The organism is Paradesulfitobacterium ferrireducens, assembly GCF_017310645.1.
Taxonomy (GTDB): domain Bacteria; phylum Bacillota; class Desulfitobacteriia; order Desulfitobacteriales; family Desulfitobacteriaceae; genus Paradesulfitobacterium; species Paradesulfitobacterium ferrireducens.
Window position 1 is genome coordinate 1 of record NZ_JAFLRH010000008.1, and the last position, 7,731, is coordinate 7,731.

The 7,731-nt window shown below is 41.5% G+C and carries 10 protein-coding genes; all 10 read right to left on the reverse strand.

What is annotated here, in order from left to right:
* Nucleotides 1–397: 397 nt before the first annotated feature.
* Nucleotides 398–1,288 (reverse strand): IS3 family transposase, encoded by an 891-nt coding sequence (locus tag J0X21_RS03215; RefSeq protein ID WP_328812159.1) that lies wholly within the window; start codon nucleotides 1,286–1,288, stop codon nucleotides 398–400.
* 23 nt (nucleotides 1,289–1,311) lie between these two features.
* Nucleotides 1,312–1,599 carry a transposase gene (locus tag J0X21_RS03220; RefSeq protein WP_206810671.1) on the reverse strand — a complete coding sequence of 96 codons (288 nt, stop codon included), beginning with the start codon at nucleotides 1,597–1,599 and terminating at the stop codon, nucleotides 1,312–1,314.
* A gap of 463 nt (nucleotides 1,600–2,062) precedes the next feature.
* A complete protein-coding gene (locus J0X21_RS03225) occupies nucleotides 2,063–2,818 on the reverse strand; it encodes a LytR/AlgR family response regulator transcription factor (RefSeq protein WP_206810672.1) in 756 nt (251 codons plus the stop codon).
* 12 nt (nucleotides 2,819–2,830) lie between these two features.
* On the reverse strand, nucleotides 2,831–2,956 hold the full coding sequence (locus J0X21_RS03230) for an AgrD family cyclic lactone autoinducer peptide (RefSeq protein ID WP_206810681.1): 126 nt from the start codon (nucleotides 2,954–2,956) through the stop codon (nucleotides 2,831–2,833).
* Entirely contained in the window at nucleotides 2,949–3,617 is a 669-nt protein-coding gene (locus J0X21_RS03235; protein ID WP_206810682.1) for an accessory gene regulator ArgB-like protein, read from the reverse strand. Before J0X21_RS03235 ends, J0X21_RS03230 begins: the two co-directional genes overlap by 8 nt.
* A complete protein-coding gene (locus tag J0X21_RS03240; RefSeq protein WP_206810684.1) occupies nucleotides 3,614–4,474 on the reverse strand; it encodes a sensor histidine kinase in 861 nt (286 codons plus the stop codon). The genes J0X21_RS03235 and J0X21_RS03240 overlap by 4 nt, the downstream gene beginning before the upstream one ends.
* Nucleotides 4,461–4,961 (reverse strand): hypothetical protein, encoded by a 501-nt coding sequence (locus J0X21_RS03245; RefSeq protein ID WP_236006052.1) that lies wholly within the window; start codon nucleotides 4,959–4,961, stop codon nucleotides 4,461–4,463. The genes J0X21_RS03240 and J0X21_RS03245 overlap by 14 nt, the downstream gene beginning before the upstream one ends.
* Before the next feature lie 502 nt (nucleotides 4,962–5,463).
* Nucleotides 5,464–6,381 carry a hypothetical protein gene (locus J0X21_RS03250; protein WP_206810691.1) on the reverse strand — a complete coding sequence of 306 codons (918 nt, stop codon included), beginning with the start codon at nucleotides 6,379–6,381 and terminating at the stop codon, nucleotides 5,464–5,466.
* Between the two features lie 216 nt (nucleotides 6,382–6,597).
* Nucleotides 6,598–7,008, reverse strand: coding sequence for a M23 family metallopeptidase (locus J0X21_RS03255; protein ID WP_206810692.1), 411 nt, complete (start codon nucleotides 7,006–7,008; stop codon nucleotides 6,598–6,600).
* Between the two features lie 77 nt (nucleotides 7,009–7,085).
* Nucleotides 7,086–7,310: a hypothetical protein gene (locus J0X21_RS03260; protein ID WP_206810693.1), complete on the reverse strand. Its 225-nt coding sequence runs from the start codon at nucleotides 7,308–7,310 to the stop codon at nucleotides 7,086–7,088.
* Nucleotides 7,311–7,731 lie beyond the last annotated feature (421 nt).

The window sequence follows — 7,731 nt, forward strand, 5'->3', positions numbered from 1 at the left end:
TATGCCCGCGCAGACAACGAGATGAAGCGCAAAGTCATTGAGAGTGTATCGGTTATGACCGGCTCAGTTAGTCCGGAAGCTGAAGAGGCTACATGGGACGGCAACGAAGAAATGATCAAGCGTCTGCTTGGATTGGGCTAAAACAATATCCCGATATATTGCTGGGGGCGTAATGAATTGTCTTGCGTTCCCAGCATGGTTTGAAAAAATCGGAATACATCAAATAACGGAATATGCCCTAATATTACGATATCGGAATTTTAGGGCTCTGCTGGAGAGCAACCTGAGCGCCCAACTGGTTTCTGCCGGAGGAAGGGAACAGATGGTTTTCTTCCTCTCCTTCCTTACGGGCAGAACCAAAGCGATAAACTCCCCCAGGGCGGAGCCCCGACAATTTTTAAGAAGCTTTCAGATTGCCCGAGGCAAGCAACAGTTCTTGGTAATAGTTTGAACGCTTGATTAAGGGGGGATAACCGCCGTTGGCAGTGTAAATTCGTTTCCGGTTATAGTAAATTTCAATGAATCGAAAAACCATGCTTTTTACAGTCTCCATCCTTAAATTTTCTGTTTTTAGCTTATGGATCAGTTCTTTCTTGAGGGTTGCAAAAAAGGACTCCATCCTGGCATTATTGTAGCATTTTCCTGTACCACTCATGCTCTGTACGGCACCATATCTGGTCAAAGTTTCACGGTAAGCCTTACTGGTATATTGGCTTCCCCTATCACTATGAAACAGCACTCCAAATGCTTGATACTTCTTAGCGGCCGAAGTGAAAGCATCGACACAAAGCTCTGCTCTCATATGATTCGCCATTTTTAATCCAACGATTGCTCCGTCAAAGCAATCTAAAACACCGGCTAAATAAAGCTTACCATCAGCGGTTGGAATTTCTGTGATGTCACCGAGCCATTTTTGATTCGGCGATGAAGCTCTGAAATTCTGTTGAATTAGGTTTTCGCTGGCTTGTGCTGCGGAATCTGCCTTCGTAATTCCTTTAGCATGGAACCTTTTCTTGAGCATTAGATTGTTCTCTTTGCAAAGCTTAAGTACCAAATAATAGCTTCTTGTATAGCCATGGAACAGCTTCAAATCCAAATAGATTCGATAGGGTCCATAGTCCGGATTTTCTGCACGAATCTCACGGATCTTAGCCAAAAGGTTTTCATACTTATTGGGGCGGCCTTGGAGTTTTGACCATTTGTAATAGCCGGCTTCACTAACCTTTAATACCTTACACATTTCTTTAATACTATGCCTGGTTGGGTCTTTTATCTTCTGGACCTTTATGAACCCAAAAAGTTCTCGTGCAGCTACTTCTTTTGGCTCTCTGCGAAAAAAGCTAAAGCTTTCTTAAGAATATCATTCGCTGATTCCAGTTCCTTGATCTTTTTCTCTAACGTTCTCATTGCCGCAGTTTTAGGGTCTAGACGGGGATGTCCGCTGCCAACAAATGCGATGGCTCCATGTTTTTTGACTTTGCCCCGCCATGTGTACAGCGTCGTTAGAGGTATGCCTAACTGCTCTGAGGCCTTTGTGGGTCCTATTTCGTAGGACAATTTGATGGCTTCTTCTTTGAAGTCTTTGTCATAATCTCGCAATCTGGATCCCTTCCCTTCTAGTGGTTATTATTTCCAGATTTACGAGTTTCCTGACTCAACTAAAATGATACTGCTTCAAAATTAAGTTTTACCTTCATAGAAAACTACCTCCTTGTAGGAATAATTTAAGGGGATAAAACCCTAGCCAAACGACCTCCCTTCAGCGAATCTCCCTTCACAAATATCCCCAGTAGGTGTAGTATTAAATTACCTACTATTTTGTGTAGGGGCCAACGCCTTCAGATCAAAAAGTACTTTGCGGGTATGATGATCTGAAGGCCTCTTTGTTTGAATTTACATTTCGCCTAAACCCTGTCTTAATCCTTTCCGCCATGTTCGAATCCTCGTTTTGCCGGTCTCAATTCTCGCTATCCCCGTCCGAATTTGCAAAGCCCATTTTAACAGAACATCTTCATTCTCAAAAGGAACACAAAAATACCCGGGATTGTTCCCGAGCAAAGCCTCAATTCAGATTCAACTTCTTCTGCAACTCTTTATATTTTTCCTCGGTGATATAGGCCGCCTTCTTTAGTGCGCCAAAGATGACAAGATAGTTACTGCGAGACCAGGGCTGGATCTCGACCACTTTATCCAGATTGATGATGTAGCTGCGGTGAGTCCGCATAAAATTATCATTGGTTATTCTGCTTTCCAAGGTATCCAAAGATTCGTTGACGGTTATGGTTTGCCGGTCATCGGTATAAATGATAGTTTTGCGCTTTTCCCGGCTGATAAAGATAATCTTATTGGTGTCCATCAAAGAAACATTGCGCTCAATGCGCAAGGCGACTTTGTTCTGAATACCTCTAGATATTGGGGCTTTGTCGATCCTTGGGATGCGATTTTCCCTTTGTTCTACCAGTTGCTGAATCTTGATGGTAGTCGCAATAAGCCGGTCGATTTTATACGGTTTTACCAAATAGTCGAAGGCATAGACTTCAAAGGCCACAGGCATATATTCCAGATGGCCGGTGGCATAGACTAAAAACACATCAGGAATGATGTCCAGGATCTCCCTTGAGGCCTCGATGCCGTCTTTCTCCGGCAGCTCAACATCCATGAAGATTGCGTGTGGTTCGAGTTGGGCCGTGAGATTGACAGCCTCAGTGCCATTAACAGCTTCTCCGACCACTTCAACTTCCGGAATTTCTTCCAGCGCTCTTCTTAAGATGAAGCGCATGTTGGGATCATCTTCTACGATGAGAACCCTTAGTACCATACATACCTCTTTCTACTTCCGCAGTGCTTTGGGCACTTCAGGCTGGTATAAGGTTACCAGGCTTGTGGGCTGCACCGCGATTGCTGCGACTAAAGCGACCACTGAGGCAACAAAGGAGAGTAAGGGCTTTTTAACCATGGAGTCCACTCCTTTCATTATTTTTTTGGATTATGAATTTGTCCGCCAGGGTGTCTAGAGATTGTAGAAATTTGAACCCTGCCGGGGTTACGCTAAAGGTTTGAACCATGTGGGCCATGATTGTCCCCACAATAATGAACGTACTTTTTTCGAGAGGAATTAGCAGTAGGACAGAGCTGACTAATATAAACCAGAATCCCACCCATAGTAGAGATAGTTTCTTCTGCCTCTTCCCTTCAGCTAGGGATAGGGGTTTGTTGGGGGTTTCTGCCGGAGCCCATTTAAGTGCGGCCATAAAGGTAAGCAGAAACGTTGCGAGTGTTAGCGTAAAGAGCCATGCTCCGGAGGGCCGAAAAGATTGTACGATAACCTGAATCAGCTTCCCCATTCCCAAAAACAGAACCAAGCTGTGTACGAAGCAGCGTCCATAGGTCTTCGAGTGATATCCTCCCGCAAAAAGGCGGAAGCTACCGATGGTTAGGAAACTGACCAGAACATAAGGTGTTAGGTCAAAAAAGGAAGCAAATAAGAATAATACGAGTATTTTAGCGCTCTCGCCCAAGATCACTTCGAAGCCATACCGAAGAACGTCAGTTTTATCTTCATCCAACCCAAGTTGTTTTCCAAGGTATCCTGCCAAGGCATGTGAAAGCTCAGTCATTTGAGCCCTCCTTTTTGTACGGGAAGGGAAACTTGAAAGGTGGTCAGGCCTTCCTCGCTGCTTACCTGAATACTGCCGCGGTATCTTTCTGCCAGCTGTTTGACGGTATATAACCCAAGGCCTTGGCCTTGCTGCTTGGTGGTAAAACCGGGGGTGAACAATTCATCCCTGTGGGCAGGGTCAATCATGGGGCCGTTGTCAGTGACCGCTAAGATGAACTGTTCCTCTTGGTTGAACGCTTTGAGCGCTACCCTGGGATGTTCAACGTGTGCGAGAATCAGCTTTTCCAGAGCATTATCGAGTAAATTTCCCACCAGCGTATTCATCTCAGAAGCTTTTAACGGGTACCGGACAGAACCCTTAGCATCCACAGAAAATTCAATCCCATAGCGTTCCATCAGACCGCTCTTGACATAGAGCAGTGCATTTAAGGCAGGATCGTTTGCTCTGATAATTTCATTGGTTAAGTAAACTTCAGACAGGATTTGTTCAAGGTAATTTTTCGCCTCGGCATAGGCTTCAACAGCGAGAAAACCGTAAATGGTCTGGAGGTGGTGGTTAAAGTCATGTCTTTGGCTTCTCATGGTCTGCAGGAGATCCTTCAGATGTTCTAAACTTTCCAGCCGCACTTGGGTTTCAATTTCGCGCTCTAAATTTCGTAAAGTACTGTTAATCAGCGCAAGCGAACTTAGAGCCAGTACAATCAGGAGAATGTTAACCGGCAAGAGAAAATTGGCCATCGTACCGGCGGGGAAAACGTTCTCGTGGATATTAAAGCTTAAATTAAGCAAGGCCAGAATCAGTAATTGTGCCATGATGATGGTAATAAGGGGGAACGCCTTTTTAATGATATCCATCCTGTTTTCTACTCCCAGCTGAGCGATAATCGGATAGGGTGAAAAGCCGAAAACCGGTTGTTGCAACGATCAAAATAAGCACCAGCATGGTTAAACCCTGAGGCAGAAAGAACATTACCCTCAGAGGGGTGCTCTGCAAAACTTCGCTGACAGGGATACCTGTTATTTTTATTAAAAGTGGAATGAAGGTGGTATCTAACACGGTATAAATGGTCGAGCTGACTAAAATAGAGACAAACGCACCTATATAAGGCAGATTGAGGACTAAGCTGACGGCCAAGGCGAACAAAGGAATCATAAGGAAGGTATGGATTCCAAAGGGCAGGGGCAACAGCCGTATGAAGAATGAGACTAGAGCCTGAATGACTGCAATGAGGAATAAGCGGTACCAATATTTCCGAACGCTGATTCCGAATAAGAACAAACCTAGGGTGGTAATTAATAGCTCTTCCGGAATAGAGAGAAACAATACAGCTGATACCGGCATGTTATCCATAATAATCAGGCATTAAATTTTCCATGGTTTACTCCCTTTCTTTCTGCAGTCTTCTGAATATTGGAACTTTCGGGGCCGTGGGGCAATTGGTCATATAGTTGATTTCGATAGGCATGGTGTTTCCCCCTCCTTTTTTCTTGGTGTTTTTTCCAGATATTTCGACAAAGATGGAGATTGGAATTGTATAGCCGCAGGGATAAGCAGACAACATAATAATTACCCTCAATCGCAGTATTTTTCAGCAAATGGCCGGTTAGGCGATGGGCGGTGTTATCAAGATCAAACAAAATCTCCGGCAAATTTATTACGCAGTTAGTGCCGCTAAGGGGTAGATATTTATAAAGTATTATTTACTGCGGCTGCCCAAGATCCTTTTCTATGCTTGCGGCTGCTAAGCGTCATGACAGTATTCTAGGTGTATCGTATCCCGCCAATCCACTTATTGCTATTCATTACGACCAGTAAGTTTACCCCCATTACATTCATCCATAAACTATTGATTTAACGCATTTCTAATAATTTCTTTGAAAGATTTGCCTTGGTCGACTAAACTATGAACTTGTTGTTTGGTAAATCCTTTTTGTTCCAAGTTAGCCATTAATTCTGTGTTTGGGAAAATAAAATCTACTTCTTCAGGCGTAAGATTCAACATATCTTCATACTTATATCCTAGGTTTCCCAGGATTAAGCTCATGTGAGTATCAATCCCACGTTTATTTAGTTCTTTGATCTGAATGTCCGTTGGTTGGAATTGCCCAGCACCTTCCAAAGGGGTTCCTGGTGCAAAAATCTGAGCAATTACCTCTGCAGGGAGGTTTAGTATTTCTTCTCTTGTGTAACCTAAATTACCTAATGTTCTAAGCATACTCTCAGTTAGTCCTTTTTCTCCTGCCTTTTTCATAAATTGTTCCGTTTGTGCATACTCAGTCACTAATTGTTTAATTTCAGAATAAATTGAGTTTACAGCCTCTAATGAGCTTTCATCGGTTTCATTGATATATAAAACTGTTCTACTATTGCTTTGCATAGTCTTCACATCGGCTAATAGTAATTCTTTATCCGAAATTAGAATTATATTTAATTGAACCTTATCATTCTTTTCCTTTATAAACTCTAATACATAAGTAGAAGTTAGGGAATATTTATTACCATTGTCCAAGACAGTCTTCTCTTCTTTTACACTCATTTTTGAAAAGGTAATTTTATTTAGATTATCAAGGATCGATGTAATAAGTGATGGATTCATAACTTCCCTTGTGGGTGATGAATTTCCTACGGTTAGCGAAATTACATGTATATCGTCTTTGTTTAAAGGGTTAATTTGATTAAAAGTACTTTTCTCTTTAGAACATCCTACCAAAAGTAAAATTACCCCCAATATTATCAACAGAAGTCTTTTGTTATTGTACAATACTTTAACTCCTTTCTAGGGCTGGGTATAAATCGTGTCGAGACCGATTTTCTTTAATAGATTGACAGCCAACGCTAATCGCAATATATTTTATTGGTCGATATGGAAAAATCATACAAGAAGTTCACTGGTGATTGTGGGGCCTGTGGAGAGTGAAGATGGGCACAATACATGTCCCCATCTTCATCTTAAAGTGCTATGTTAACTAATCCCACATTAACCAGAGCAAAATTCCATATGGTCTGGCTGACGATAAAGTTTCACCTGATCCAGGATTGAAGTTTGTCTGCCGTTTCTTACTTCGACATGTACATGTGAGTTACTAATTGAACCAGATTGATATAAACCCTGTTGAGCAAAAGAGGTATCTTTGCTAACATATTGTCCATTGCTAAGACTAACATTTTTTAAATGCATATAAATTACGGTAACATCATAGAAAGGATTGTAAACTGCAACCGTGGTGCCACCTAATTCAGATGCTTTGTTATTTATAACCCCTTCTGCGAGACTCCAAACAGGCGCTCCTTCATATCTTCTGTAATCAACGCCTTCATGAACGATATTACCGCTACTGCTTTCGGTAAGTTCGCCAAATAAATTATATGCGTATTGGTCATTTGACAATGTAATCCCTTGGCTTGGACCCGCGAAAAGGTGTTTCCCTATAGTATAAGCATTTTGGACATAACCCGATACCTCTGTTATATGGTTAGATGTAGCAATCGACGAATATGCTGTATCCATTGAATCTTTATGAAGGTAAGAGCTTTTTGTTTCTCATTTATACTTGGGTGACTGTTTTTTTCTCTTTCTATTTCCGCCATTGTTAATTTACTGGGATCCAGATTAGCTGCATTTGCTATTGGGGAAAAAATCAATGACATTAGAATTAGCAAAACACCCATTAAACCAATATACTTTTTCACTTAAATTACCCCTCTCATCGTTAATCTTAGTATTTAATTTAAAGTCTTGATAGACTTTTAAGTTTTCATATTAGTCACCTCGCTCAAGTAATTAAGTGATGGTTCTGAAGATTTTTCTGAGTTACATGCTTATTCGTTAGAACTCTCATTTATCCTATCCACTATGTCTTAACTCTCGTTTTGCCGGTCTCAATTCTCGTTTTACCTGCCTTAATTTGCATTAGGAGAGCATCAAAATCGAGAGCATCAAAATCCAGATCACTAAATCCAATCCTTGACACAGCTTAGTTTCACAGGTATAATCTCATCTTTGACAGTTAAAAACTATAAAAAGCTTGAAAGCCCTGTATTTGCAAGGTGTTCAAGCTTTTTTTGTATTTTAAAAAAGTGAGTAATTTTTTATTTCTTAGTCGTGCTTAGA